Origin of the sequence: Luteolibacter sp. SL250 (genome assembly GCF_026625605.1) — a bacterium.
GTDB lineage: Bacteria > Verrucomicrobiota > Verrucomicrobiia > Verrucomicrobiales > Akkermansiaceae > Luteolibacter.
In genome coordinates this window covers 1,706,581-1,732,520 of the sequence record NZ_CP113054.1, presented here as the reverse complement: position 1 = coordinate 1,732,520, position 25,940 = coordinate 1,706,581, and the positions used below count along the sequence as shown (strand labels likewise).

Genomic DNA, 25,940 nt, shown 5'->3' with positions numbered 1-25,940 from the left:
GCTGTTCGCGCGAACTTCCAACATCAATCCTTCGCGGAGATCTTGAAATTTATGTGGACCCATCCTATCTACGACATGCCATGAAACGATCACTGTTAGCCGCCATCGCGTTGATCTTCATATCTCCACTGGCCCTCGCCAAGGACGCCGCAGGGTCCAAGGACCACCCGGATTTCAAGCGCATCACCGGATCGGAGATCATCTGGCACAAGGCGTCGAAGTTCGACGAACTCAACATCGCGCTGGAGCGGGTGGAGTTTGACTACGACAAGCAGGCGTTCAAGAAGACCAAGCGCGACAAGGCGGAAGGCCAGCTCACCACGCTCTACTACAAGCTCCCGGCTGACTCCACGACACTAGAGGCCGTCCGACAGTATGAGGCGGAACTGAAGCCCGCCGGCTACGAGACGCTCTTCACCGCGGAGAATGACAAGCTGGATGATGGCTACGGCCGCTTCGTGGAGCAGACCTTCCCGATCGCCAAGAAGACGGGTCAGCTCCAGTACCTGCATGAGTTCAACAAGGACGAACAGCGCTACTCAATCCTCAAGGGAAAGGGCAAGGAAGGTAACGCCATCTATGTTTCCGTCTATGCATTCAGGCTGGATGACGTGAACACCGGCTTCGACAAGCTGGTGGAGGGCCACAAGCTGGAGAAAGGCAACGTCGTCGCCCGCGTGGACATCCTGGAGACGAAGGCCATGGACACCCGCATGACCGCGGTGAAAGCGGAGGAAATCACCAGTTCCATCGACACCGAAGGCCGGATCGCCATCTACGGCGTCTTCTTCGACACCGACAAGTCGGACATCAAGCCTGAGTCCGCCGAATCCCTCGCGGAAATGGCCAAGGCCATCAGCGCGGGAAAGGGCACCTACCTCATCGTCGGCCACACGGACAACCAAGGGGACCTCAACTACAACCAGACGCTGTCCCTGAAGCGCGCCACCGCCGTCACCGCCGCGCTGACCGGCGAATACAAAATTCCAGCGGACCGTGTGATCCCCGTAGGTGTCGGCATGGCGGCCCCGCTCGCCCCGAACACGGATGACAAAGGCCGGGCGAAGAACCGACGGGTGGAGATCGTGAAAATGTGAGTGGCTGGCTTCCGATCTGAACGGACGGCAGGGACCTCATCGCATGCGGTCGCTGCCGATACTTCTATGATCACTTCACCGGCAGCAACTGGACCGCATCCACGGACACGATGCCGTCCGCGTCCGCGTTGCCGACCTTCACCACCACTTCCTCACCCGCCGCAAACTTTGAGGTCCCCAGCGAGGAGAAGGCCGCCAGCTTCCGCTGGTCCACCTCCATGGTGGAGCTGCGGTCGCCGCGCAGGATGGTGACCTTCGCGTTGGACGCGCGGTTGGAGGCGGCGCTGTAGTAGAATCTCAGCTCATGGTTGCCGGCCTTCGGCACCGTCAGGCGGAAAGTCGCGCTCTTTTCCCCTTTCCCCAAGCCACCGTCATGGCTGCTGCTGAGATTCACAGGCGCCCCGTAGCCGCTGTGCGTCCAGTCCCCCACAAACTCCGCCTCCGCGTCATCCATCACCACGCCCGGCAGATCCTCCACCATGATGGCACCGGGAACGTCCAGTTCCAGCACCGCTCCCTGGTCCTTCAGCCGGGCACGGAGCGCGGCCACATCGATCTTCTGCACGGGCACCTTCCCCCGCGCCGCCCGCACCGCCGCAAGACCGGATGCCTGGCCCATCGCCATGTACACCGGCTCCATCCGCATGGAGCAATATGCGATGTGGGACGCGGAGAAACACACCGGCACCAGGAGGTTCACGCATTCGTCCTCCTTCGGCGTCAGGCTCCGGTAGGGGATCTGGTAGGGCTGGGACGGGGCATCCGGGAATGATCCCTCATCCGCCACGGTGCCATCCTCCGCCACGATCCGTTGCACGATGTGGCAGTCGATCACGAACGACCCCATGCCCACGCTGTCCGGCTTCCTCACCGCGCGCTGGCAATCCGCCTGCACCATGACATACGCCCCCTTCATCCGGCGGCCTTCCCTTATATAAAGTGCGTACGGCCAGTTCGCATGGTCCGTGAACTCGTCACGGCACAGGCCCCACGCGTTCGTTTCCTCTCTGAGTTCCTCAGGCACGCGTTCATCATTCCCCAGGAACCACAGCATGCCCTGGATGTAGTCGATGTGGTCCTGCCGGATCTTGTTCCTTTCCTCCCAGTCCCCGTCCGGATAGCCGGTGTTCCCACCCGGATAGTCGGTGGAGAAAAGTCCCTGCGCGTTCAGGTCATACTTTCCGTTCGCGATTTCACCCAGGTGGAACAGCCTGTTGAACGCCACCTTAGGGAAAGCATGGATCAACCGCAGCAGCAGTTCATACCGCTCCGGTTGGTAGGTGGCGGGCTTCGGGAAAGGAATCCGGATATCCTCCCGCTTCGTCACCAACACGCGGAAATTGTAGGCTTGGGTCAGGCCATCGGCACTGCCCGGCTCCGCACGGATCTTCCTGACTCCGAAGACCGGCTTTCCATCCGCATCCAGCGCGGAAATCTTCGCGGGCGTACCGTGGATATAGCTCGGCCCGATCTTCCCGCTGGCCATGACTTCGTTCGGCCGCGGCCTCACCGGCATCGGGTGGTATCCCGCCAGCGGCTCGTCATACTCCGCCCTGCTCTCACGCCCCACGCGGTAGCCCACGCCGGACATCGCCATCAGATCACCCTCATAAGACGCATCGATGAACTGCAGCGCGGAATACTCCGTCCCATCAGCAGTGGTGAGCGATTTGATCACTCCCCCTTCTTTCCGCACGGACTTCAACGTCTGGCCTTTCACCACCTGCACCTTCGCCTCCGCCAGCATCGCCTCGAACGCCCTCATGTTCGCCTGCGGCTCCGCATACCACATCCACTTCGCATCCAGGCCTTCGGCCGCCTTTGTGAAAAACTCCTTCGGAAACCCGCCGATGGTTTCCTTTTTGCCAATGTCACTCCGCGCCAATCCTCCGGTCACCATGCCACCGATCCATGGTGTCGGCTCGATCACGACCACCGATGCCCCTTCCCTCGCCGCCGTGACGCCCGCCGCGATCCCCGCCGGAGTCCCCCCATACACCACCACATCAGACGAACCGGCGCGGACGATGCCAACCAACATCAGGAATATCGCAATGAACCTCATGGACACACTCCATTCTCTACCCTTTCCGGCAGATGCCCGTCCACCGAAACTTCCCCATTCACAAAGGCGGATTCCGCGCTAGTTTCCCCCGCGTGACGCTCGAACGTTTCCTGGATTCCGACCATGTATCGCTGAAGATCTGCGGCGTGACAACCCGTGCCGACGCACAGCGGTTGGTCGACATGGGAGTACCTGCACTGGGCGCGAACTTCTGGCCCCAGTCGAAACGCCATCTCCCCCCGGAAGATGCATCTTTTCTCAGAGACTTCGCGGGGAGAATCCTCCGCGTGGGAGTTTTCGTGAACCAACCGGACGAACTTGCCATCCGCCTCTTCGAGGAAGGCATCATCGATGTCGTGCAGCTTCACGGCGATGAGAAACCGGCGGATGCGGCGCCCTATCAGGCTGCTGGCATCCCTTTCATCAAGGCAATCGGAGTGAAGACACTCTCCGACCTGTCCCGCGCCGCGGAGTTCGGCGCGTCCGCCATCCTGCTGGATGCCCATGCACCCGGTGTCTATGGCGGCACGGGTGAAGTCTTCGACTGGAACGTTGCGAACTCATTCAAGAAAGACCACCCCGAACTCCCCATCATCCTTGCCGGAGGCATCATCCCCGGAAATGCGGCTCTCGCCGCGGACACCGTGGCGCCAGCCGCGCTCGATGTCGCATCCGGCGCGGAGATCTCCCCCGGCGTGAAGGACTTCGACAAAGTCGCCCAACTCCTCTCCGCGCTCCAAGACTGATCCATGCTGACGGATTCCCACTGCCACCTCGCCTCCCACCGCTTCACCACCGATGAAGCGCCCGACCTCATCCAGCACGCGCACGATGCCGGCGTGAACCGCCTCGTCACCCTGGCCACCTGCTTGGATGACGTGGAGCCGAACCTTTCCATCGCGAACGACCCATCCGTCCACGCCTGCATCGGCATCCATCCATGCGACGTCCACAATGCTCCGGATGATGCGGTGAACCAACTGGCCGCCTACGTGGCGGACCCGCGCGTCTGCGCCATCGGCGAGACCGGGCTGGACTACTACCATCCCGCGCCGGATGGCTGGGAGGAAGAAGCGTTCCGCTCCCGCCAGCGGAAGTTTCTACACCAGCATTTCCGCCTCGCCGCGGAAGCCGGTCTCAATGTCGTGATCCACACCCGTGACCAGAATGGCCAGGCATCGCTCGATGACGCGCTGTCCATCTACGCGGAGTACCACCGGGATGTCCGCGCGGTCTTCCACTGCTTCATCAGCACCGCCGCCAACGCACACCGCGTCTTCGATCTCGGCGGTATCGTTTCCTTCGGCGGCGTTGCCACGTTCAAGAGCGCGCGCGAGGTGCGGGACACCATCCTCTCATGCGCTGCCGGCACTTTCATGCTGGAGACGGATGCACCTTACCTCGCTCCCGAGCCCCATCGCGGAAAGCGCAACGAGCCTGCCTTCGTCTTCCACACCGCGTCGTTCATCGCATCACTCCGTGGAGAAGACATCGACACGCTGGCCTCACACACCAACGATGTCGCGTCATCCTTCTTCCGCTTCCGCGCGTGAATCATTTTGAATGAACCCCGCGCCCCGCATCGTTTCATCATGTGATGGGAGCAACGTGAGATTTTCATCTTCCGTTCTTTCCAAAATTCAAACCATCCGCTAACAACTCATACCAATGAACCCGATCAAGCTGATCATTCCATCGGCCATCGCCATCGCCCTCTCTTCCTGCGCGACGAAGAACGACGAATACGACACCAGCTACGCTCCCGCGGACGCCGGTTATGACGCTCCAGCGCCCTCCAACCAGACCTATGATACGCCCGCGGCGTATGAGGACGCCGGCTCCGCTTCCACTCCCAACATCCCGGTGCCATCCACTCCGTACGCACCATCCGCGCCAGAGTCCGCTCCTGCAGCGGGCGGAGGAGTTGCCACGACACACACCGTTGTCAAAGGCGACACGCTGGGTGGCATCGCGAAGAAATACAAAGTCTCCATCGCATCCATCAAGGCCGCCAATGGCATGACCAGCGACATCGTCGTTCTCGGCAAGACGCTCAAGATCCCCGCCAACTGATCATCGAGTTCCAGCGGAGCAACGCGGCCCCGGCAACCCCCACTCCATGCGCCCCCACCTTTCGTTCCTCCCTTTGATCCTTTCCGCGCTTGCGGCGGCCGCCGAGCCGAAGCAAGCCGGACCAGGATCGCCGGAAGTTTCACAGAAGGAAGCGGCGATCGAGCATCTGCTGGGGGAACGTTCCTCTCCGGAAGCCCTGGAAGCGGCGATCATCGAAGCCAAAAAGCACGGGGTGACGGATCAGGCCGTGTTGGAGGCACGCTTCATCTTCCACGTGGACCGCAATGAGAACGCGGAGATCGCCGCATTACTCCCGCAGTTCACCGGACGGAAGGACAGCTTCCGGCTGGGAGATTCCGAGATCTTCGCGACGCGTGACGAATGGCTGGCGGTGATCGAGTATGTCAGCGCGCTGGACGCGCTGGAGAAGAAAGACAAGACCGCTTTCAAAACCCACATCACCGAAGCCTTCTGGCTCAGTCCGAAACAGGGAAGCGCCTTCGCCCCGCACATCGAGCGCGTCCGGCTGGAGGAACGGCTGGCAGGAATGAAGGTGGACTTCTCCGAAACCTTTCTCCCTGTCACCGACGGAGATCCCACATCGCTTTCGAAAGCCATGGGCGGAGGCAAAGCGCTCCTGCTCCAGTTCTGGTCACCGCTCAGCGCGGAGTGCGAGGCATTGCTCCCTGACTTCGCCAGGATCGTGGATGAAGTCGCTCCAAAAGGCATCGCCGTTGCCACACTCGTCATGGACCACTCTCCATCCGCGCTGGCCGACACCCGCACGATGATCGGAGGAAAGCCCGCGGGAACATGGCTCATCGATGACGTGCGTGATCCGCTCAGCCCGCGCATGGGCATCCAGAAACTGCCTACCTTCGTGCTCCTATCAAAGGACGGCGGCATCATCGCCTTCGGCTCCGCGGGTGATGCGGAACTCTGGGCCGGACTCAACCGCATCAATCCATCCATCAGCCGTCCGCAGCTCGATTCCACCCGCAGTGATGACACCAATGAATGATACTATTCATATAGTAATAAACGGTTCCTGCGGGATGATGAAAAATATTTCACAAATCTTTAAATTCCGTACGTTTCAACTTGACGTTTTACCAAACTACTAGTTTCATCGTTGAAACCACTGAGGTGAATCCAAATGGCCAGGCCATCCCATCCATCCAACCTCGAACTCCAGGCGCTCTCAGTCATCTGGCACGATGGACCCTCCACCGTCTCCTCGGTGCATGCGGCGCTGCCGGATGGAAAGGAACGCGCCTACACCACCGTGCTCTCCGTGATGCAGAGCCTCGAGCGCAAGAAGCTCGTCAAGCGCATCACCACCGAAGGCCGCGCCCATGTCTATGACGCGACCTACAACCAGGAAGTCATCGTCCGCAGCGCGACTCACGACTTCCTCAACGCTTTTGGAGGACGACTCGATGAGGCGATCCTCGCTATCCTCTCCGCCGGTCAGTTAACTCCGGAAGAGAAAACCAACATCGAACGCGAACTCCAAAGACACAAAGCCATGGCTGCAAAAAAAACAGCGAAGAAGGCCGCGGCCAAAACCGCGAAGAAAGCCGTAAAGAAAGTTGCCAAGAAAGCTCCGGCCAAAAAAGCCGCAGCCAAAAAGGCTCCTGCCAAAAAGGCACCGGCTAAGAAAGCACCCGCCAAAAAGGCTCCTGCCAAAAAGGTAGCCAAGAAAGCGGCGAAAAAGGTGGCAGCGAAAAGCGCCAAGAAAACCGTGAAGAAGGCTGCGAAGAAAACCGTCGCAAAGAAAGCGGCTCCCGCCAAGAAAGCTCCGGCCAAAAAAGCCGCCGCCAAAAAGGTAGCCAAGAAAGCTCCGGCCAAAAAAGCCGCCGCCAAGAAAGCCCCAGCCAAAAAAGCGGCCCCCGCTAAGAAGGCACCGGCGAAAAAGGCAGCTGCCAAGAAAGCCTGATCCTTCCACACCGCAAACAGCTCGCCCCAAACCAACCAGCGAAACCGCTGTTCGCGTAGTTCCTGATGTTTCATGAAAGGCGGGAAGTCTCCGGACTTCCCGCCCTTTTCTTTGCCCTTCTTTGCGTCCCGAAACACTCTCTTCAACAAACACAAAAAAAGGGTTGCGCGGGGGGCATCCACCATCCTAGCTTCGCGCCCGCCCGAAGGGGCACACAAACAAAGCGCGGTTAGCTCAGTGGTAGAGCACTACCTTGACACGGTAGGGGTCACTGGTTCGAACCCAGTATCGCGCACCATTTGTCATCAACCGGGAAGGAGCCACAACGGCTCCTTTTTTTTGTGCACACCCGAGACATGGATTTCCGCTGTAACGGAGATAGATCGGACGGATGTCCGATGAGGATGACCGGAATCTGCTGTGTGCCTGGTGCGGCGGGACAGCGATTTTCAACGCATCGTCTCTTCCCGGTTCCACTCCGACAGGCCCGCATCAAAAAGCCCGGAGGCATGGACATGCCACCGGGCTCGTAGAGAGACAGGATATGGAATTGATGAATCAGCGGCGCCTGCGGCGCAGGATGCCGAAGCCGAGGGCCGCCGCACCGAGAAGTGCCGCAGATGGCTCCGGAACCGCATTCACGTGGATGGTGAACGTCGGAGAGGTGATGTATGTCTCCCCTTCATCGACGATCCTGAACTGGGCGGAGTAGCTGCCCAGCCCGGCACCACTGGCCAGCGCGAAATCGATCTTGTTGATTTCGGCCAGGCTGAGGTGCTCGGCGTTCCCGCCAACCGACATCGTATGGGTGTGGTCGTCATGCCAGAAGCGGACGATGAGGTTGTCAGTGTCGATGCCCGTAAGGCCGATGAGCTCAAGATGGAAGTCGCCTCCCGGTGTCAGGGTGGTGGTGTAGCGCGAGGAACTGAAGGGGGAAATATCCATGGAGGCGAGATCCAGGGTCGCCATCCCTGATCCGGGAATCACCACGAAGGGCTCAGGGACGTGGCTGCCGGCAGTTCCATTGTTCTGCGTGAAGCCGTGATAGTGGTCATCGTGAAGATCTCGCACCCGGATCTGGTTGAAGGTCGTCGGGGAACCCGCATTGGTATCGACACCGAAGGCGAGGTGGAGGGCGGCATCCGCTCGTTGGGCAGAGGACGATGCGAAGACCAAGGCGGCAACCGCGCCGGATCGAAGCAGAGATTGGCTTAATTTACTGATTTTCATGGTAATACACTTGAAGCAGCGAGGCATCTCAACTGCGCGGGCAATCCTCCGTCAAACGCAATCAATATGCAATAGTATATTTTTTACTTTTCGTGCGATGAGCCACTTTATCAAGGCAGACAGCGATGAGCCGACTTCCACCCTATAGCCGCGCCAACTTGCTCGGCCATGGATCGGCGAATGTTCCACCATTCCTCCAGGTGCTGATCTCCCCGGGCGTGCAGAAGCATTTCAGCAACTCTGCCTCGAAGATCCTGACATCCTGCTCCAAGCCGATCAGGGTGAGTTCACAGTTCCGGTCACCGAAGACCGGATACTGTCCCGCAAGCAACCGGCGCAGGTGATCCTTCTCTTCCGGAAGCAGCCGCGAATCGTGCTCCAGCATGTGCACCTTCCAGAACGCGACAAGCTCGATGCCCAGGGCTCCTCCGGCTTGGTTCCAGAGCAGCACCTGGTCCGGACGGCTGGCGAACCAGATGAACCCCTTGCTGCGGTACACACCGATGCCCAGCTTGCTGCGATACAGTTCGTGGAATCGCGCGGGATGGAGTGGACGCGGATCCCGGACCACCCGTGAAACGATCTCCGGAAGATCCCTGGGGGCCTTGACCGGAAGATCGGCAGCAGGAGGTCCGGCCTGCGAAAGGATCTTCCAATCCATCTTCCCGTAGGCGCAGGCAACAAACACGGCCTCCGGGTTCAACGCCATCATCCCCCGGAAGATCGTGCGCAGTGAGTTCTCCGGCACCAGATCGATCTTCGTCATCACCACCACGCTTGCAGCCCCCACCTGGTCGGCGAGAAGATTCTCCGTCGGCCGATCACCCTCGAGGACCGCCTCGATCAGCGTACGGCCTTCGTCGTAGTCGTGGAGAATCATCCTTGAATCAACCAGCGTGACAACCGCGCCCAGATTCGCGCCCGGGGTGGCACGGATCGCTTCCAGCACCTTCGCGGGATGGGATCCTCCGGATGTCTCGATCATCAGTCGCCCGATTCCCCGTCCGCGCATGGTCCGCAAAGCTTCCGAGAAGTCCGTGCTCCTTCCCGAGGAAATGGAGCCATTGAACAAACTGATCAGTGTACCTTTCTCTTCGGACACCTTGTGCCCTCCGCGGATCAACTCGCCATCCACCTCCAGCTCGCTGAGGTCGTTCACGATGACCCCCAGCTCGGCCCCGTCCGCATACTCGCGGATGAATCGGTTCAGGAAGGTGGTTTTGCCAGCTCCGAGAAATCCGGTGATCAACGTGATGTCCATGGTATCAGGAGGAACAGTAGTGGAGTGATCCGGGGGAGTGCTTGCCCCATGCGCCCATTCTCATGCCCGGCATCTGGAGCGCCGGAGCAGGACCGCCGCCAAGCCAGCAGCCGCCAGGCAAAATGAAGTAGGTTCCGGTACCACGTGGAAATAATATGTCTCCGTGGCACTGCCCAATGTCCCGTCAGGCAGGTAAGTGCTGGCGACGGTGAAGTCCACTTCCCAGAGACCGGCCTCCGTGAATCCCATGAAATGGTGGACGTGACCATTACCCGTCAGCGTGAACGAGTCCTGGCTGACGCCTTCCACTGTCGAGAGAAGAGGATTGATGCCTCCTCCATCCAGCCCCGTCCACACGGCGAACTCCCCGCTTCCGGAAGGCGAACGGACCTCACCGAGAGTGAACTGGAAGCCCCCCCACAAGGAGCCATCGAATCCCTCCGTCGAAAACCCGAGGAATGGTGCGACGATGGGATAGGGATCATTGGTCGGAATCACCCAGACCGACTCTCCGGCGGACCCTGCGAGCAACGGAAACTCTCCGGGGAGCGTGGTCGTCAGTTGGACGGGCACGTTCACCCAGATGTCCGATGCGGCGAAACTTTCTCCGAAAACGAACTCTCCGCCGACGATCGCATAGTCCGACTCAGGGGCACCGATGTAGTACTGCAGACTGAGCTGGCCACCCACAGCCCCAACACGGATGTCGCCATGCCCATAGGTATAGAGCGACGCCCCTTGGGAAGACACGAGCGGAAGGAAGACACCTGCAACCAGGCAGAGCGTGCGGAACGGATGACGTTTCGTTTTCATGGTGATCTGTAATGGAAGGTCCCGCCGGAGTCAGGGGCTGGTGATCTGGAAGCGGAAGAACGCCCGGGGTTCGGGTCCGGGCATCATCCGGACACGTCGTTTCATGATCGCGCCCCGGGCATTTCCTTCTTCGGCACTCGTCTCGAATGTCTCCAGCGGGAAGCTGATGATCACCGGCGAAAGGGTCTTCCACTGGATCAGGTCCCGGCTCGCTTGCGGAAGGATCCTCCATCCTGCTCCGGTGAGGGGATCCTTCAGGGTATCACGCAGGAAATCAAAGGCGGCAAAGCCCTCGGCAGTCGGGAAAGCCCGGGGCATCTTCCCCCCATCGGCAACCGCCGGATCGAAACCGTGCCAGAACAGCGCATACTCGCTGCCGTTGGTCAGCCCATCGCCGTCATGGTCTCCCGTAGGATCGGACAACGCTCCCAACGCGATGTCCGCCGACCTTTCAAAACTTGTCGCCCAATCCTGATAAGTGAAATCCGCACCCAATCCGGCCCCGTAGACCACGGTGGCCGAATGATAGGCGGCTATTCCCTGATAGACTCCGCTCACAACGAAGTGGACGCGGTAGATCCCCTTCTCTGAAAAGGTGGCGGTGACGGTCCGTCGCTCGGAGCTGCCGATCGGCAGTCCCGACTGGAGATCGAGCGGAGAACCATTTCCATCCAGCCAGGCGAATTGCCCCGGACCTGTGACCCCGATCATTTTTACGGTCAGATTGGACCATCCGGCCGGCAGCAGCGATGCGGCTTCGGGCGTCACTCCAACCCCGTTGGCGATTGCCAATGGAGCTGTCGCCATGGTCCCGGTGGTCTTCCACCCGGGACCGTCCGGAACGTTGGCGCAGATCATGGCCCTGTCAGCCTTGTAGGCCACTGACTCGGCCGGTTGGGACAGGAGGGGTTCCGGCGATATGCGGATCTCATGCCCCTCAAGCACCTCGCCGGAGAAAGGGACATGGAAAGTGAAGGTTTTCTGCGCTTTGGTGATGGTTTCGGCATCGGGTTGTCCCGGATTGATTTTCCCAAAGACTTCGAAGGTCACATGGTAGGTGCCCGGCTTGGTCATTCCCCAGGAATAGTGGGTGTGACTGCTCGCAGGGATGGTCGGGATCTCATCCGCCGCGGAGATCCCGTTGCTGGTATCGAAGGGAAACACCAGACCACCAAAGGTATCCGTGTACCAGGCACCGAACCTGCCGCCCGCGTCCGGCCCCGTGCCCGTGACCGAAACCAGACGCATCGAGACACTTCCAGCCGGACTCGGCGCGTAGTTTCCGCCCGAACGGGACTGGAAGATACCGGGATTCATGATGGTCCTGACCCCGATATATAGAGCACCGGTGACCTGGTTGATGGGCAGGATCCACATCCACTCCCCTACGGAACCGAACCGTGATAGCGCCGGTGTGATCGGCTGCCGCGTGACCGGCGTCGCCACAAATGGCGTGGTGCCAGGGTCGAGACGGATCACCTGATGGCGGTCGAGGAAATTGCCATCCAGGTCGTAGGACGTCGAAAATTTCCACCCCGCATCGGGATTTCCCGGAGTCAGCGTGTAGTCCACGTGGATCTCATAGTGTCCGTGAATGATCTCACTGAGCGGGTCCGACGCTGAGGCAGCGAGAGGTAGCAAGGTCAGCGGCAGGCTGCGAAGCATCATCCCCAAGACAATCGCAATGATGTTGCTAACGCAAGTCATATGCGTATTTATCCGTTCATGCAGCCTTGCCAGTCGTCCTCCGTGTGGACCACCATCGTTTTTCTTCTAACTGGGAATCTCGTTCTCGCCCAAGAGGTTACGATCTACCCCAACGAATCGGAGGAGGAGTCTCCACTTCTCGACGAAATCGTCGTGAGTGCCTCCCCTGATCCAGGCTCGCAGCTCGGGTTGGGCCAGTACTCCCCTCACGCCGTCAGGGTCGTGGAAACCGAAACTCTCCGCCGGAACGCCACTGGAACTCTCGGCGAGACCCTCGGGTGGGAGCCTGGTGTCTCTTCCAGCTATTTCACGCCAGGGGCCAGCCGACCGGTGATCCGTGGCTTCGAAGGCTACCGGGTGAGGATGCTGAGGGACGACCTGGACACCTTCGACCTCTCCGACATCAGCCCGGATCACGGCGTCGCACTGGAGCCATTCCTTCTGGAAAGCGTGGAGATCCATCGCGGACCTGCCGCTCTTCTCTACGGCAACTCAGCGGTGGGTGGGGCGGTCAACGCCCGTAGCCGCAGCATCGCCCGCATCATGCCGAAGCGGGTCGCCACAGGCGCCCTGGAACAGAGGTTCGATTCGGTTTCCAGCGGATATGAATCCGCCGGATACATGACCCTCAAGGCCGGAGAGTTCCTGTTCCAGCTCACCGGGTCACACCGCGAAGCGGAGGACATCCGCATCCCGGGCAACGCGTGGAGTGACGACTACGAAATGCTGGAACGCCCCTCCGTCTGGGTCCCGGGCACGGGCGGTGCCTCCGGCCAGGTGGTTCCATTGGAGAACCCCAGCGGGAGACTCCCGCATTCGTTCCACGACAGTTCCACCTGGTCCGCGGGGTTTTCGTGGATACCGGAGAATCTTCCCCTGGTCCTGGGAGTTTCCTACTCCCGTTTCGACAGCCGGTACGGGATGCCCTACATCTACCCCGGTGATCCGACCGACTTCTTCGGGGAGTATGACCTGGATATCAGCCAGGACCGATTTGATTTCGAGGGCAGCATGGACTTCGACCAAGGCTTCGTCTCAAAGCTGCAGGCAAGGTTGGGTTACGGCGCCTACCGCCACAGCGAATATTTCATCGGCAGGGGAAAGGATGAGGGAAGCGAATTCGTGGATTCGTATTTCGAAAAGGATGCCTTCGAAGGCCGCATCGACATGCACCACCGGGGATTCAACGACGCCTGGACGGGTGTGATCGGCTTCTCCGCCAGGCATGAGGACTTCACCGCGGTCCGGACCATCTACCCACCACCGGATCCGGTCACCACTGATACCTTCCTGCGCAGCGACAACTACGGCCTGCATGCCCTGGAGCAGTTCGAAGGCGGTGAATGGACTTTCCGTCTCGGCCACCGCCTCGAGTATGTCGAAGTCCTCGATCATAGCATGGAGAGCTTCGGGTTCCTGCGGGGCGAGAAAGACCACTCATCCGCCACTTCCGGATCGGTGACCTGGGCGAGGGAGAATTTCATCGAACTGGATCGCCTCGCACTCACCGGCACCGTCTCGCTCACCGAGCGGCAACCGTCCGCGATCGAACGCTACGCCTTCTGGAACAACGCGGGTATCGGGCGCTTCCTCATCGGCGGGGACCTGGACGGCACACCGCTTGCCAATGAAGAGTCGTTGGGATTTGAAATCGGTGTCGAAGCGAGCCGCGGGCCGGTCGGCTTCCGCTTGAATGCTTACCATTACGATTACGAAAATTTCATCTTCATGCAGGAGGATCCCGCCGCCACCGGTGGATTTGGCAAGGCCGTCCGCTACATTGGGCGCGCGGCAACGTTCACGGGATTTGAAACGGAGCTGGATTGGAAGATCCATGAAGAGGATGGCAAAGTCCTGAAGCTCACGTTGATGAGTGACTACGTGCGTGGGACCAATGAAGACGAAGGCCAACCGATCCCGCGGATGCCCCCGCTCCGGTTTGGCTCCCGTCTGGAATGGCAGGATGAGCGTTTCACCGTGGGACTGGAAATCCGCCACGCGACAGGGCAGGACCGGGTGAAGCCGGAACCCCGCGCCGAACTTCCCACGGATGCCTATACAATGGTGAACATGGATGCCTCATGGAACATCCCCGTCCGGGATCACCAACTGACGCTGTTCCTACGGGCGACCAACCTGCTGAACGAGGAAGCGAGGCTTTCCACCTCTTTCCGCAAAGACGTGGCGCCACTGCCCGGAAGGGGCCTCTCGGCTGGATTGCGTTATGAATTCTGAACCACTGCGGGCAGGGAATCCGGATCGGGATCCAGTCCCATCAGAATGCCCGGTCGTTCCATCGGCCGTCGCCAGGGGGTGGCAGCCGTCGGGACCAAAAGCGAATCGGCAGATAAGCCGGGGGGAGCTCTTCTGCCGATCTGCTTTCGGGGGGATGTGTGTGGGGTGAGTGTCTCCGCTCGCGTCGGGGGCCGTTCGCGCTGACAGGGATAGACTGTCACAAAAACGGCCTTACCAACATTCCGTGATCGCGGCAGAGGTGGCCTCCAACGCACCGGATTCATGGAACGTGTGACCGGATTCACGGCCGTTCCATCCCACCAAAGGAAAACCCCTCATCCCGCGGAGGGATGAAGGGTTTCCGGTTGTCGATCTGCAGGATGGGCTCAGAGCACCATTTCCTTGAGCTTCTTGAGCGGACGGACCTTCACGGCGACGGACGCCGGGCGGGCCTTGAAGGTGACTTCTTCCTTGGTGAACGGGCTGATTCCCTTGCGGGCCTTCACAGCAGGCTTCTTGACCGTGCTGATCTTCAGGAGACCCGGGAGGACGAACTCACCGACGGACTTCTTGTTCACGTGGAGCTGGATCACTTCAGCGAGGCTGTCGAGAACCGCGGAAACCTCTTTCTTGGCAACGCCGGTGCTGGCGGAGATGTGCTCGAGGATCTGGGTCTTGTTGAACTTCGATTCAGTGGAACTGGATTTCTTGGCAGGCATGTGTGAAATGCGCCCACTTCCGGCTTGATTGTCAAGCATGACACGCTGGTCGACTCCACCGTCCCGCGGATGGGATCACGAATTCCAATATACGGGGTGTTCCGAGGGAATCTTTCCCCGTTCCACAGGACATCCATCCCCCACGAAAGAGTCATTTCCCGGCACCGGGAAATCCCTTGTGGTCCGGGGAAATCACGCTAATTTCCACCTCATGTCCAAGACCATTTCCACCCTGACTTTCAAATCCCTTCTCGGTGCCTTCGCGCTCGCAGCCGCCTCCCTTTCCGGCCACGCCATCGCCGCAGAAGCCAACACCAAGTGCCCGATGATGACCGACGAGGACGTCGAGGCGGAGAAGGTCGTCGAGTTCAAGGGCAACAAGATCCTCATGTGCTGCGGCAAGTGCGAGAAGGCATGGAACGCCGCCAGCGACGCGGGCAAGGCCTACTGGGTGAAAGCCGGCATCGAGGAAGGCGTCCTTCCCCAACTGAAGGGCAAGGAAAAGGAACTCGGCCTGGAGGACATCAAGCTCCAGGAACAGAAATACAGCGCCATCAGCTTCAAGACCATCGTCACCCCTGAGAGCCCCACCGTTGAATACAACGGCAAGAAATACTTCGTCTTCAACGCGAAGGAACAGGAGAAGTGGGCGAAGGATCCGGAAGGCTCCTACAAGAAAGCCGTCGATGCAGGTGTGATCAAGTGATCCCGCCTTCCACGGGAGTTTTTCAGAAAACCGCGTGTTGCTTCCGGGCGGCACGCGGTTTTTCTTTTCAGGATGAGGCGCTGTTTCGATCACATCGACCTGCGGGTTCCGGATCTGGCGGCTGCCACGCCGTTTTACTCCGCGCTGCTGCCCGCGCTGGGTTTCACCCGCAAAATGGAAATCGAAGGCTGGCTGCAATACGAAGCCGACAGCGCGGGGATCACCGAGTTTTTCGGCGTGACGGAATCCACTGAGCACCGGCCGAACGAGAACCGCATCGCCTTCCGCGCGGCGAGCGTCGCGGAGATCACCAGACTGGCGGAAATCGCCGCCGCTGCGGGTGCACGGAACATGGAGGGGCCCATGCACTATGAGCAGGGCTACCACGCCGTCTTCTTCGAGGACCCCTTCGGCAATCGTCTGGAAATCTGCCACCGGGTGCCCGCGTAAGCCTGCGGATTTCCATGTCCAAGCGCCTCCCTGTCCGGTATCTACTTTCCATACCCATGAACCCATCGTTCCCATCAGGTTCCCCGTTGCTGCCGCTGACCATCGTGGCACTCGTGTCATCCGCGATCCTTCACGGCCAGTCGGTCATCCCCACCACCCCGCCGTCCGATGGCATCACGGTCACCGCAGGCGACTGGAAATCCGCTGATGGCTCCACGGTAAAGCTCCCCGCCGCGACCCTCAAGGTCTCCGCTCCGGAGATCCGAAAACTGGAGAAATCCGGTGACATCCCGGTGAACTACCTCCCCCGTTTCGAAAGCTTCGACATGTGGCCCGCCGACAAGGGTACCCCGGGCCCGCTCAACCTCAGCCCCGCCCGTTCCGATCATGGCAACACCCAGATCCTCGGCGGCCTTTACCGCCAGTTGGTGCCGGGCAGCCTCACGCTCCAATCCGAGGACGGATCGAAGACCTTCAAGGAAGGCGAGGACTTCAAGCTCCACCCCACCTGGCCGCAGGTCACGAACCTCTCGGACCGCCTGGGCAAGCCCGGCTCCGGCAAGCTGAAGGCCTCCTACGGCATCGCCACCCAGCGGCTGGACCTCCTCCAACTCAAGGACGGCACGCTCACCATCAAGCCAGGGAAATCCTACCTCGTCTGCCCGGTGCTGCCGGAGCCTGATGCGGGAGCGACCGCCATCGCCGGCATCTACGTCGCCCCTTGGCAGACGGACGGAAAGCATGTGGTGTCAAAGGAGGACATCTTCCCCATCCGCGCCTTCACCCCCGCCCCCCCGGTCAACCCGGATGGCATCGCGAAATCCGCCGCCAAGCTCAAGGGCGGAGAGCCTCTCAAAATCGCCTTTATGGGTGACAGCGTGACCCTCGGCGCGGAGGCCACCGCATGGACGCTCAACCTCTGGACGGAAAAGAACCTCACCTATGCCAGCCGGGTCGTAACTGGACTGCGGAAGGCATTTCCTTCCGCGAAGATCGAGCCGATCCAGGCAGTGCAGGGCGGCACCACCTCGAAGGTCGCGCCCCAATTCTTCGATGAGAAGGTCGCCCCACAGAAGCCGGACCTGCTGCTGATCGCCTTCGGCCTGAATGACGCGAACTCCACCATCGGCGGCAAGCCGCGCGTCCCCGTGGAGGAATACAAGGAGGGCCTTCGCGGCGTCATCGGGAAAGCACGGGCCATCGGCACGGAGGTGATACTCGTCACGCCCATGCAGCCGGGACCTTTCCTGAAGTCCGGCATCGCCACCCGCATCGCGGACTACCGGGATGCCATGCTCGCTCTCGCGAAGGAGGAAAAGGTCGCCTGCGCGGACGTCTATGCGGACTGGATGCACCAGGCGGACCGCGGCATCCCTCCGTTCAGCCAGCTCCACAACTGGATCAACCACCCCGGCAACCACGGCCACGGTGTCTATGCGGACACCATCCTGCGTTTCTTCACTCCGGGAGGAGCTGTGAAGAAGGAAACGTCCGCGGTCCCCGCCATCGGCTTGCCGCAGCCGGACGCGGAGTCCCCGCTGTGGCGGACCAAGCCGCGCGAGCTTCCATCCGCACAGGAAATCGCCGCCAAGGCCCGCCCGAACGCGAAGATCTACGGCCTCTATAGTTGGTGGAACGAATACAAGGCCCGCCGCTCCGCACTGAAGGAAGTGGGCTGGAAGTCCATCCGCCTCGGCGGCCCGCTGACGGACGAGGCGATGACCGCCCTGGCCGAGGACGGCGTGGAAGTGCTCCACACCTTCGGCGCACCGAGATTCGACCATGCGAAGGATGGTGGAAAGGAGGACGAATATGTCGTCCGCTACGTCGCCGCCTTTACGGAGAAACTCCGCCGCTACGGACCGGGCGGGAGTTTTTTCAAGGATCACCCTGAAGTTCCGAACCGGCCCATCATCCATTGGGAGATCTGCAATGAGCCGAACTTCCAGTATCTGGTGCCGCCGGACGGGCGGCCGAACAAGGAACTCGAGGCGTTCCGGGAAAATATCTACGCCAAGCTCCTGATCGCGGCCCACCAGGCCGCGAAACTCGTTTCGGACCAGATCAAGGTCGTGGGATTCAGCACCGGCGGCGTCTCCGCGGGTGACCTGCGTTTCATCAAAAACGTCCACACCGTGGATGCGGGGGTCGCACGCTCCTATGACATCCTGGCCACCCATCCCTACGTGGACCCCGCACCGCCAGAGGGATTCTCCATCCAAAAATGGGGGGACTACAGCATCAGCACGAACCTCGCGACCATCCGCAAGAACCTCGCCCAGCACCAGCGCGGCGACGCACCCATCTGGTACACGGAGATGGGCTGGGAGATCCCCCAGGAGGAAGGCGGCCGCTTCCCCGGCAAACGCGCGGGTTCCGTCACCTCGAACCTCCAGGCGGCCTGCATCGTCCGCAACTACGCCCTCGCCATGCGGCTCGGCGTGGAGCGCGTGCATGTCATGTTCATCCACGACTCCGACCAATACAACGGCGGCTTCTTCAACCGGAACGGCACCTGGCGCCCCTCCGCCCACGCGGTGAAGACGATGGTCTCCATCCTCCCGGAACCGAAATTCCTCGACGCCATCCACGAAGGTGAGGAGGACACCTACGCCTACCGCTTCGCCCCCACATCCTCCGCCAGCGGGAAGCCGGTGATCATGGCATGGAACATCAAAGGGCCCGCCACCGCACGCATCCCCTTCCCTTCCGCCCATGCGGTCGTCACTGACATGCTCGGCGGGAAATCCACCGTCGCCGCGGAGGGAGGATTTCTCGTCCTGCCCATTGGTCCGCTTCCCGTGTATGTGACTGAACAGTGAGAGACAGCGGACTTCATGGTAGCGTCATGGCTGCGCCATGACGGCTGAGTGGATCCACGAATTTCTCTACGACTCCGCATGGAAAGGATGCCATCCATGGCGGATTGGGATCGGAAGATGGCACCGCTCCGCCCCGCCGTGATGGCGCAGCCATCACGCTACGGGACGTCAACGCTTCACCTCGTGGTAGCGGCATGGCTGCGCCATGACGGTTGGGAAGATCCACGGACTTCCCCATGACTCCATATGGAAAAGGACGCCATCCATGGCGGATTGGGATCGGAAGATGGCACCACTCCGCCCCGCCGTGATGGCGCAGCCATCACGCTACGGGAGACATCACCGCTTCACCTCATAGTAATAAGCCGCGCTGGTGCCATCGATGGTGAAGGTGCCGTCCGCCTGTGGGGTGATCGCTTCCTTTTTCGGCACTCCCTGGTAGTCCAGCGCGCGGACCTGCGATGGCTTCGCGCCCTTCAGGCGGATGGACGCCTGAACCGGTTCCAACAGCAGCGGCGCGGTGCCCACGGCCTCCAGTTTCGTGCCGTCGTCACTGTATTTCGCGCCGCTCTGCTTGTCCCGCGCCAGCGCGGTGATGAGCACATGCTTGCTCGCCTCCAGCGGTTGGTCGTCCAGCGGCGTGAACAGGAGGCTGACAAAGTCCGTCGAAACCTCAACGGCGACACCCGGGAGGTCGATCGCACGGCCCGCCGCCTTTCCGACCACTCCCTGGGTCTTCGGGGACTTCACCAGGATCGTTTCCCTGCCGTAGTCCCATACCAGCTCGCCCGTTGCACTGGTGATCGTCCTGGCGCCCTCATCCCACAGGCCTTTGGCTTCCGCCTGTTTCGGCTCGCCTCCGTCGAAACCGACCGTCACCCGCCCCACGGCGAACATCTCATCCGCCACCGCGCCGGGTGAGTTCACCTGGGTCTTTCCATCATAGTAGTTCTGAGCCCACGCCGGCGTGCCGGAGAAAAGCTGCTCCGGCCTGGCGGTGCGCGCCGCCACAACCGGAGCTTCCTTGAAGTGCCCCTTCCTCACCGCGAACGCGAGCGCGGGGAACTGGCCCATGTAGTGCGGCGTGTCCGTGCTGTAGCTCCTCATCCCCGGCCAGCCGTCGCCGATCCGGGAACCGCCCTGCGCGAAATGCAGCGAAGCATCCCAACCCTGGAGGCCCATGCCATAGAACGCCATGATCGGCGCGGCCTCCACCTTCCATTGGTTCGGCGGGCACATCGTCCATTCGCTCAGGGAAAACGGCTTGTCCCCCACCTGCTTGAAGCCGATGGAGAACAGGTACTTGCCTGGTTTCCCAAGATGGGAGTCCGCGTAGATCGGCCCCTCATGGATGTTGTGGCCGCCCGCACCGCCGCCCGCATAGTTATGGCGGTCGATCATCGAGCCAATGGTGTCCGTGTAGATGTTCGCCTGATCGACCAGCGAGGATCCTCCCAACCAGTTCGTGGTCACGGTCTGCGCCTTGAAGCCGGTGGCCCGCACCGCTTTCTCGGTCTTCTCATACAGGCCGCGCTGCATTTCCGTCATGAAGCGGATCTGGTCCCCCGCCCGCTTCGTCTGTCCGGGCAGCCTGCCGCGGATGCGCCGCGCGTCCATGTCATACGGCCCCATCAGCGCGAGTTCCCCGGAGTCCAGGGACTCGTTGAATCTGCCCCAGGCCGCCTTCACCCCGGCGTCATCCTTGTAACGCTCCTTCACCCACGCGGCGAACCGCTGGCGCAGCAGCTTCGCGTGCAGCGGCCACTTCTTCCTCCCCGGATTGGAAAGCTCTCCCAGCGGATTCCAGAAAAAGATGCAGTCCTCGTTCTGGAACTCCACCGTCGCCAGCGCCGGATCATCCGCGTAGCGCAGCCCCGTGTACGGGTTCTTGTGATCGAGGAGCCCGGTCAACGCCTTCAGCCGGAGATCCCACAGATCCGGCGACATCTGGATGATCCCATAGGTGTCCCGCAGGCGGCTTTTCCCCAGTTCCGGCAGTTCGTTGAAAAGCTCCGCCGGATAACCGTCCGATGCGGAGACCGGGAAATGGTAGAACACGCTCCAGCACGAATAGATCCCCGCCTTCTTCAACTCCGCGAACCACCAGTCATACTCCGCCAGCTTCTCCGGATCGATCCTGCCATTGGTCGCCACCGTATCGAACAGCGGATGCTGGCGTACATAGTTGATCCCGTGTTTCCGCAGATACCGGATTCTCTGGAGCGATTGCTCCCTGGAGTCCTTCGCACTGAAGTCCGCACCCGCCCCCCACAGCTTCACCGGTTCCTTCCCATCCGCGAAACGGAGCTGGCTGCCGTCCGCCACCACCGGGCCGAATTTCCCCGCCGGGACATGGTTGAGCGATGACATGTCGATGACGGACTCCGCCGAGAATCCATCCCCATCCGGCATCAACGGAAACCAATCCGCAGGCCCCGCCGCCGTGACCGCATCCGGCCTGACGATGCCCTGCGGCACGAACGCATCCGTCGTCAGAACGAAGCAATCCAGCCCGCCGTGGTTGTTGTTGGCGCTGGCCATCCGAAACTTCATTTTCAGCGTCCCCTTCTTCAGATCCAGCACGCCCGCCTTCACCCAGGTGATGAAGCGCATGTCAGGCTTGTTGTCCTCCGCGATGTTCTGCTGGCCGCGCGTTTCCTTGAAATCCACCGCCACCCACGGTCCGTCACCGATGGAGTAGTCGAGCTTCGCCTGCAGCGGGTTCGCGCGGATCCAGAACGTGTAGGCTCCGTCCTCCGGCACCTCGATGGCATATTCGCCGGTGCCTTCCTTCGCCCCGTAGTTGCTCAGCCATTCGCCACCGCTCAGCAGATCCTTCTTCACCTTGTCATACCACCACGGGTGCCGCTGCACGCTGGCAGGGGATGCGGATTCACCCTCGGTCCAGATGCTGGCCGCGGAAACCGGGGCACCGGAGAAAGTAAAGGCGGCCGCCGCACAGAACGCGGCGCGTGGAATGACGGTTCTTTTCATGGATGGGTTGTCGGATGAATGATGGAAAGCCGTCCTCAATCCCGGATCTCCGCTTCGGAGATCTGGAGCAGGTCACCGGCATCGAGAACGGAGATGGAAAGGTTCGCCAGCCGGGTGCCGGATATGCCCGCGCCGTTCGCCGGGGAGAGTATCCCAATCCCGGCGATATCCCCCTCATAGACCCTCCAGCCCGTGGCATCCTCCGGCAGGGAGGAGGCGCGGAACTTGACCTCGCGGTTCCCGGCGAAGCCACCCTTCCCATCCCGGCAGTGGAGGAATATCCGCACCTGTGCACGGGGGTCCGCCACGCGGAACTTCACCCTCAGCCTGCTCTTCTCCCCCAGTTCCACCATCCCGTCGAAAACCCGCTCCCCGTCCTGACGGAACATCACACCATGATGGATGATCGGCTGCGCGGACGTACCTCCCGCACGGAACGGCTGCGCCGTGAAGTATCCCCCTTGTGGCGGCACCGCCCTCCATGAGACCGGTGCGGTGGAAAATGTCCGGGTCTCCAGCCCGCTGCGGGCATCCAGCGTGGCGGTCGCCATCCTCTCCTGCGGGATGTCCACGGTGTCACCATCCGCCAGCCGTTTGAACCTCACCTTTCCGGAAGTTACGGCGACCGTCGTACTGGATGAAGTCGCATCCACGGAGAAGCGAGTCCCAACCACCTCCACCCGTGCCGTCGCCGTCTCCACATAGGCGGGCCGGCCCGCCGGTTGCGGGGTCATCTCCACCTCCAGGTTCCCGTTGCGGAGGACCAGACGCTTCGACTTTTCCCCGGGCACCTTCAGTTCACCCTCCCCCGACAGCATCACGGTGCTCTTGTCCGCAAACCGCAGCTTTGCGAACGAGCCGGCCCCCTCCGTCAACAGCGCCCCGTTCCTCCCCAAGGTTTGCCCCACCTCCAGCGGATGCTTTCTGCCTGCGGCATCCAGCCAAGACCATTCGCCGTAGCCCTCCACCAGCACCGGAGCCGGTGCCGGCCGCAGGCCCCACCATACCGCCACGGAAAGCAGGAAGGCTGCGGCGATACCCCAGCCCGCCATGGTCCGGGACTTGCCCCTCTTTCCGGTGACCGGAGATACCACACCCCGCTGCGGCCTGCGCACCAACGGCGCGGGCTCCCGGAACTCCGCCATCCGGGGAAACTCATGATGGAGCATCGCCTCCATTTCGATCACCGCGCCATACGTCTCCCTCGCCGTAGGATCATCCCGCAACCGCTCCAAAAGCACGCCGCGCTGTTCCACCGGTAGTTCCCCCGCCATGAGGGCATGCAGCAGCTCCTCCGTGGCGGGTTCGGGTGATGACGGACCGTCTTGCATCGCTCTCAGGTGGGGGAAGTGGGCAGGCGTTTCTCGATGCAGGCCTTCAGCGCCCTGCGGATCCTCAGCAACGAACCACGTAGGGCGACCGCGCTGCGGCCCAGCTCCTCCGCGATCGACTTGATCGGAGAGCCGTCCGCGTAGTGCCATTTCAGCAGCCGGGTGTCTTCCGGACGCAGATGGACCAGGCAGTGCTTCAGCGCGTTCGCCTTCTCATCATACTGTGCCAGGCGGACCTCCGCCTCTTCCGACAGCAGGTTGAGCAATTGCTCGTCCAGCTCGAAGAACGACGGTCGCCGGGAAAGCCGCTTCCGCTCCGCGAGCGTCTGGTAGTAGGCGACTTTGAACGCCCAGGCGCGGAAATTCGTCCCCGGTTCGTATTCAGCCAGCTTCTTCCAGACGGTGACGTTCGTTTCCTGCAGGATGTCCTCCGCATCCACCCGGTTCGGGTGGAGGCTCAGGATATAGGCATACAGGGCCGGCTGTAGCTGGCTCAGCATGCGGATGGGTTCGTCCGGCATCATTCGTCATGGTTGTACAGCCGCGCGGACCGCCGCGTTAGGGTGAAATCGGGAAAAAATTTCCCCACGGATCACTGCGCGGTCAGAACGACCGCTCCGGGGAGTGCGTCGAACTTCACCACCCCGTCCTTCACCTCCACGGTCGCCTTCGCATTCCCCTGTGAAATGACCGCCTTCTTCCAGTCACCGGGGACCTCGGTGATGAAGGTCAGCACACCATCATACCACTGCGCGTCCACGGAGCACTTCACCTCCAGCCGGATCTCAGTGGGAGACGCTCCCGCCACTTTCACTTCGGTGGCCTCCCGCTGCACCTCGTATTTGTGCTGGGTGATGTGATCGGTGATCCAGAGTTCGCCCCTGTCCGACTTTTCCTTCAACCGGTCGAGCAGCGGGAAAAAGACATCCTGCTTCAGCGCCCAGAAATCCTGGTAGCCCCAGTCCGGTTCCTTCCGCTCCACACCATGGAGAACGAGATACTCCATGCCCTTCTCTCCGATCGCCTTGTCAGCCAGCGCCATCATCTGGTCCGTCGTCTGCAGGTGATAGACCGCACCATGCCCCTTGAATGGCGGACGATCGATGAGGTGGTGCTTCTTGAGCAAATCATCCAGCTCCTCCTTGGTGATGTTCCATTTCCCCGGTCCCACTCCCGGCTGCCCGTAGGACAACAGTTCCGGCTTTTCCTTCGCGGTGACCTTGCGGATGTATTCCGCACATGCGCCCACCTCATATTCCGCATGCTCCGCGTCCCTCACGCCCTGGTGGGTCATCGTGTGGTTGCCATAGACCATGCCCGTCCCGGGAATCTCCTTGGTCCATTTCTCCTCATACTTCTTGTACTCCCCCTTCTCCGGGTTGATGTAGAAGGTCCCAACCAGACCACGCTTCACCATCTCCGGGATGGCCACCTGCCAGTGGCTCGGCCAGCCGTCATCGAACATCAGCAGGAAGGCCCCCGTGCGGTCGTCCTTCCATTTCGCGATTTTGGTGTCGCCGGGAGCGGCAGCCGCCAAACCGCTGCCCAGAGCGGCCAACATCAGGATCATCCAGTGCTTTTTCATCGATGGTTTTTGGGGAAAGGAATCCGTCCGCCGCAGCATGACATCCTGAGCATTCCGAAAAGTGGAAAGCCTGCAAGCAAAGCCTGCCGCCCACCCCACGCACCTGCGGATACGCCATCACGGAATGGAGTACGGGCCGGTTTTGTGTCATCTTCCTCTCGTTGCCGCGAGGAACTCGCCCCAACCCGGAACGGCAGCCACACATCCCCCCAAGCCAAATCCCCCCGAAGGAACAACGGCGGCAGACCACTCCCCCCTGGTCTCCGCCGTTTCTCTTTCCCAGGAAGCAATTCGGGAGAAAATAATCACACTTTCCCCATCCGGGAAATCGTCCATTGGTGGATCGCCGTCCACCGCCACGCATCCCACCATCCCGGAACCCATGCCAGAGATCAACGAATACACGGATGTCGTCCAGGCCCACCACTCCGGCCTCCGCTATTTCATCCGCTCCCTTGGTGTGCAGTCCGCGTGGGTGGATGACCTCGCCCAGGAAGCCTTCCTCCTCGCCTACCGGAAATGGGATGATCTGGACAAGGCGGAGAACGCCGGAGCCTGGCTCCGTACCATCGCCCGCAACCTGGTGATGAACGAGTTGACCAAAACCAGCCGCCGCCAGCGCCTCATCGACGAAAACCTGACCACCCTCCTGCTGGACACGGAGAACGAAGGCCGCGGCCCGGGCGCCGCCGAGGATCACGCCATCCGCAACCGCGCGCTCATCGAGTGCATCGACGGCCTTTCCACCCGCTCCCGCGAGATCATCCGCGCCCGTTACTTCGACGACCGGAACTCCAGCCAGATCGGTGATGATCTGAACATGCAGTCCGCGACGGTGCGAAAGGTCCTTTTCCACTCACGGCAGCTCCTCGCGGACTGCCTCCGCTCGAAAGCCATCTACGACGCCCACTGA

The 25,940-nt window shown here is 61.2% G+C and carries 21 protein-coding genes and 1 tRNA gene; 12 read left to right on the top strand and 10 right to left on the bottom strand.

Annotated elements, in window-relative coordinates:
- Window positions 1–80: 80 nt before the first annotated feature.
- A complete protein-coding gene (locus tag OVA24_RS07615) occupies window positions 81–1,097 on the top strand; it encodes an OmpA family protein (RefSeq protein WP_267674601.1) in 1,017 nt (338 codons plus the stop codon).
- A gap of 70 nt (window positions 1,098–1,167) precedes the next feature.
- Here OVA24_RS07615 and OVA24_RS07610 read toward each other — a convergent pair whose 3' ends face one another.
- On the bottom strand, window positions 1,168–3,162 hold the full coding sequence (locus tag OVA24_RS07610; protein WP_267674600.1) for an FAD-dependent oxidoreductase: 1,995 nt from the start codon (window positions 3,160–3,162) through the stop codon (window positions 1,168–1,170).
- Window positions 3,163–3,254: 92 nt separating this feature from the next.
- On the opposite strand from OVA24_RS07610, the gene OVA24_RS07605 reads away from it, so the two are divergent.
- The 6 genes from OVA24_RS07605 to OVA24_RS07580 all read left to right on the top strand — a co-directional run bounded on the left by OVA24_RS07605 (window position 3,255) and on the right by OVA24_RS07580 (window position 7,472).
- Window positions 3,255–3,908 carry a phosphoribosylanthranilate isomerase gene (locus tag OVA24_RS07605; RefSeq protein WP_267674599.1) on the top strand — a complete coding sequence of 218 codons (654 nt, stop codon included), beginning with the start codon at window positions 3,255–3,257 and terminating at the stop codon, window positions 3,906–3,908.
- Window positions 3,909–3,911: 3 nt separating this feature from the next.
- Window positions 3,912–4,715, top strand: coding sequence for a TatD family hydrolase (locus OVA24_RS07600; RefSeq protein WP_267674598.1), 804 nt, complete (start codon window positions 3,912–3,914; stop codon window positions 4,713–4,715).
- Window positions 4,716–4,830: 115 nt separating this feature from the next.
- The gene (locus OVA24_RS07595; RefSeq protein ID WP_267674597.1) at window positions 4,831–5,235 is read left to right on the top strand and encodes a LysM peptidoglycan-binding domain-containing protein; all 405 of its coding nucleotides are present in this window, start codon (window positions 4,831–4,833) and stop codon (window positions 5,233–5,235) included.
- Window positions 5,236–5,281: 46 nt separating this feature from the next.
- The gene (locus OVA24_RS07590) at window positions 5,282–6,256 is read left to right on the top strand and encodes a thioredoxin domain-containing protein (protein ID WP_267674596.1); all 975 of its coding nucleotides are present in this window, start codon (window positions 5,282–5,284) and stop codon (window positions 6,254–6,256) included.
- A 135-nt stretch (window positions 6,257–6,391) separates the two neighbouring features.
- Window positions 6,392–7,174, top strand: coding sequence for a BlaI/MecI/CopY family transcriptional regulator (locus OVA24_RS07585; RefSeq protein ID WP_267674595.1), 783 nt, complete (start codon window positions 6,392–6,394; stop codon window positions 7,172–7,174).
- Between the two features lie 223 nt (window positions 7,175–7,397).
- A tRNA-Val gene (locus OVA24_RS07580) sits at window positions 7,398–7,472 on the top strand.
- Window positions 7,473–7,732: 260 nt separating this feature from the next.
- On the opposite strand, the gene OVA24_RS07575 is transcribed toward OVA24_RS07580, so the two are convergent.
- The 4 genes from OVA24_RS07575 to OVA24_RS07560 form a co-directional block, all read right to left on the bottom strand.
- Entirely contained in the window at window positions 7,733–8,404 is a 672-nt protein-coding gene (locus OVA24_RS07575) for a PEP-CTERM sorting domain-containing protein (RefSeq protein ID WP_267674594.1), read from the bottom strand.
- 142 nt (window positions 8,405–8,546) lie between these two features.
- Window positions 8,547–9,665: a CobW family GTP-binding protein gene (locus OVA24_RS07570; protein WP_267674593.1), complete on the bottom strand. Its 1,119-nt coding sequence runs from the start codon at window positions 9,663–9,665 to the stop codon at window positions 8,547–8,549.
- A gap of 60 nt (window positions 9,666–9,725) precedes the next feature.
- Window positions 9,726–10,478, bottom strand: coding sequence for a choice-of-anchor M domain-containing protein (locus OVA24_RS07565; RefSeq protein WP_267674592.1), 753 nt, complete (start codon window positions 10,476–10,478; stop codon window positions 9,726–9,728).
- A 30-nt stretch (window positions 10,479–10,508) separates the two neighbouring features.
- Entirely contained in the window at window positions 10,509–12,146 is a 1,638-nt protein-coding gene (locus OVA24_RS07560) for a choice-of-anchor M domain-containing protein (protein ID WP_267674591.1), read from the bottom strand.
- Window positions 12,147–12,185: 39 nt separating this feature from the next.
- On the opposite strand from OVA24_RS07560, the gene OVA24_RS07555 reads away from it, so the two are divergent.
- On the top strand, window positions 12,186–14,420 hold the full coding sequence (locus OVA24_RS07555; protein WP_267674590.1) for a TonB-dependent receptor: 2,235 nt from the start codon (window positions 12,186–12,188) through the stop codon (window positions 14,418–14,420).
- 386 nt (window positions 14,421–14,806) lie between these two features.
- On the opposite strand, the gene OVA24_RS07550 is transcribed toward OVA24_RS07555, so the two are convergent.
- Window positions 14,807–15,139 carry an HU family DNA-binding protein gene (locus OVA24_RS07550; protein WP_267674589.1) on the bottom strand — a complete coding sequence of 111 codons (333 nt, stop codon included), beginning with the start codon at window positions 15,137–15,139 and terminating at the stop codon, window positions 14,807–14,809.
- 211 nt (window positions 15,140–15,350) lie between these two features.
- Here OVA24_RS07550 and OVA24_RS07545 point away from each other — a divergent pair, with 211 nt between their 5' ends.
- The 3 genes from OVA24_RS07545 (at window position 15,351) to OVA24_RS07535 (ending at window position 19,117) form a co-directional block, all read left to right on the top strand.
- Window positions 15,351–15,845: a hypothetical protein gene (locus OVA24_RS07545; RefSeq protein WP_267674588.1), complete on the top strand. Its 495-nt coding sequence runs from the start codon at window positions 15,351–15,353 to the stop codon at window positions 15,843–15,845.
- 72 nt (window positions 15,846–15,917) lie between these two features.
- On the top strand, window positions 15,918–16,295 hold the full coding sequence (locus tag OVA24_RS07540) for a VOC family protein (RefSeq protein WP_267674587.1): 378 nt from the start codon (window positions 15,918–15,920) through the stop codon (window positions 16,293–16,295).
- A 56-nt stretch (window positions 16,296–16,351) separates the two neighbouring features.
- Entirely contained in the window at window positions 16,352–19,117 is a 2,766-nt protein-coding gene (locus OVA24_RS07535; protein ID WP_267674586.1) for an SGNH/GDSL hydrolase family protein, read from the top strand.
- 339 nt (window positions 19,118–19,456) lie between these two features.
- Here OVA24_RS07535 and OVA24_RS07530 read toward each other — a convergent pair whose 3' ends face one another.
- The 4 genes from OVA24_RS07530 to OVA24_RS07515 form a co-directional block, all read right to left on the bottom strand.
- Entirely contained in the window at window positions 19,457–22,111 is a 2,655-nt protein-coding gene (locus tag OVA24_RS07530) for a hypothetical protein (RefSeq protein ID WP_267674585.1), read from the bottom strand.
- A 35-nt stretch (window positions 22,112–22,146) separates the two neighbouring features.
- Entirely contained in the window at window positions 22,147–23,442 is a 1,296-nt protein-coding gene (locus OVA24_RS07525; protein ID WP_267674584.1) for a FecR domain-containing protein, read from the bottom strand.
- A 5-nt stretch (window positions 23,443–23,447) separates the two neighbouring features.
- The gene (locus OVA24_RS07520; RefSeq protein ID WP_267674583.1) at window positions 23,448–23,942 is read right to left on the bottom strand and encodes a sigma-70 family RNA polymerase sigma factor; all 495 of its coding nucleotides are present in this window, start codon (window positions 23,940–23,942) and stop codon (window positions 23,448–23,450) included.
- Between the two features lie 92 nt (window positions 23,943–24,034).
- Complete coding sequence (locus tag OVA24_RS07515) at window positions 24,035–25,027, bottom strand: polysaccharide deacetylase family protein (protein WP_267674582.1); 993 nt, start codon at window positions 25,025–25,027, stop codon at window positions 24,035–24,037.
- Window positions 25,028–25,409: 382 nt separating this feature from the next.
- Here OVA24_RS07515 and OVA24_RS07510 point away from each other — a divergent pair, with 382 nt between their 5' ends.
- Window positions 25,410–25,940, top strand: coding sequence for a sigma-70 family RNA polymerase sigma factor (locus OVA24_RS07510; protein WP_267674581.1), 531 nt, complete (start codon window positions 25,410–25,412; stop codon window positions 25,938–25,940).

Bases quoted from the DNA above. Each gene is read 5' to 3' on its own strand.
- OVA24_RS07555 (WP_267674590.1), top strand. From the start codon at position 12,186: ATGCGTATTTATCCGTTCATGCAGCCTTGCCAGTCGTCCTCCGTGTGG.
- OVA24_RS07510 (WP_267674581.1), top strand. From the start codon at position 25,410: ATGCCAGAGATCAACGAATACACGGATGTCGTCCAGGCCCACCACTCC.
- OVA24_RS07535 (WP_267674586.1), top strand. From the start codon at position 16,352: ATGAACCCATCGTTCCCATCAGGTTCCCCGTTGCTGCCGCTGACCATC.
- OVA24_RS07585 (WP_267674595.1), top strand. From the start codon at position 6,392: ATGGCCAGGCCATCCCATCCATCCAACCTCGAACTCCAGGCGCTCTCA.
- OVA24_RS07595 (WP_267674597.1), top strand. From the start codon at position 4,831: ATGAACCCGATCAAGCTGATCATTCCATCGGCCATCGCCATCGCCCTC.
- OVA24_RS07525 (WP_267674584.1), bottom strand. From the start codon at position 23,442: ATGCAAGACGGTCCGTCATCACCCGAACCCGCCACGGAGGAGCTGCTG.
- OVA24_RS07565 (WP_267674592.1), bottom strand. From the start codon at position 10,478: ATGAAAACGAAACGTCATCCGTTCCGCACGCTCTGCCTGGTTGCAGGT.
- OVA24_RS07560 (WP_267674591.1), bottom strand. From the start codon at position 12,146: ATGATGCTTCGCAGCCTGCCGCTGACCTTGCTACCTCTCGCTGCCTCA.
- OVA24_RS07515 (WP_267674582.1), bottom strand. From the start codon at position 25,027: ATGAAAAAGCACTGGATGATCCTGATGTTGGCCGCTCTGGGCAGCGGT.
- OVA24_RS07615 (WP_267674601.1), top strand. From the start codon at position 81: ATGAAACGATCACTGTTAGCCGCCATCGCGTTGATCTTCATATCTCCA.
- OVA24_RS07550 (WP_267674589.1), bottom strand. From the start codon at position 15,139: ATGCCTGCCAAGAAATCCAGTTCCACTGAATCGAAGTTCAACAAGACC.
- OVA24_RS07530 (WP_267674585.1), bottom strand. From the start codon at position 22,111: ATGAAAAGAACCGTCATTCCACGCGCCGCGTTCTGTGCGGCGGCCGCC.
- OVA24_RS07545 (WP_267674588.1), top strand. From the start codon at position 15,351: ATGTCCAAGACCATTTCCACCCTGACTTTCAAATCCCTTCTCGGTGCC.
- OVA24_RS07600 (WP_267674598.1), top strand. From the start codon at position 3,912: ATGCTGACGGATTCCCACTGCCACCTCGCCTCCCACCGCTTCACCACC.
- OVA24_RS07610 (WP_267674600.1), bottom strand. From the start codon at position 3,162: ATGAGGTTCATTGCGATATTCCTGATGTTGGTTGGCATCGTCCGCGCC.
- OVA24_RS07590 (WP_267674596.1), top strand. From the start codon at position 5,282: ATGCGCCCCCACCTTTCGTTCCTCCCTTTGATCCTTTCCGCGCTTGCG.
- OVA24_RS07575 (WP_267674594.1), bottom strand. From the start codon at position 8,404: ATGAAAATCAGTAAATTAAGCCAATCTCTGCTTCGATCCGGCGCGGTT.
- OVA24_RS07520 (WP_267674583.1), bottom strand. From the start codon at position 23,942: ATGCTGAGCCAGCTACAGCCGGCCCTGTATGCCTATATCCTGAGCCTC.
- OVA24_RS07540 (WP_267674587.1), top strand. From the start codon at position 15,918: ATGAGGCGCTGTTTCGATCACATCGACCTGCGGGTTCCGGATCTGGCG.
- OVA24_RS07570 (WP_267674593.1), bottom strand. From the start codon at position 9,665: ATGGACATCACGTTGATCACCGGATTTCTCGGAGCTGGCAAAACCACC.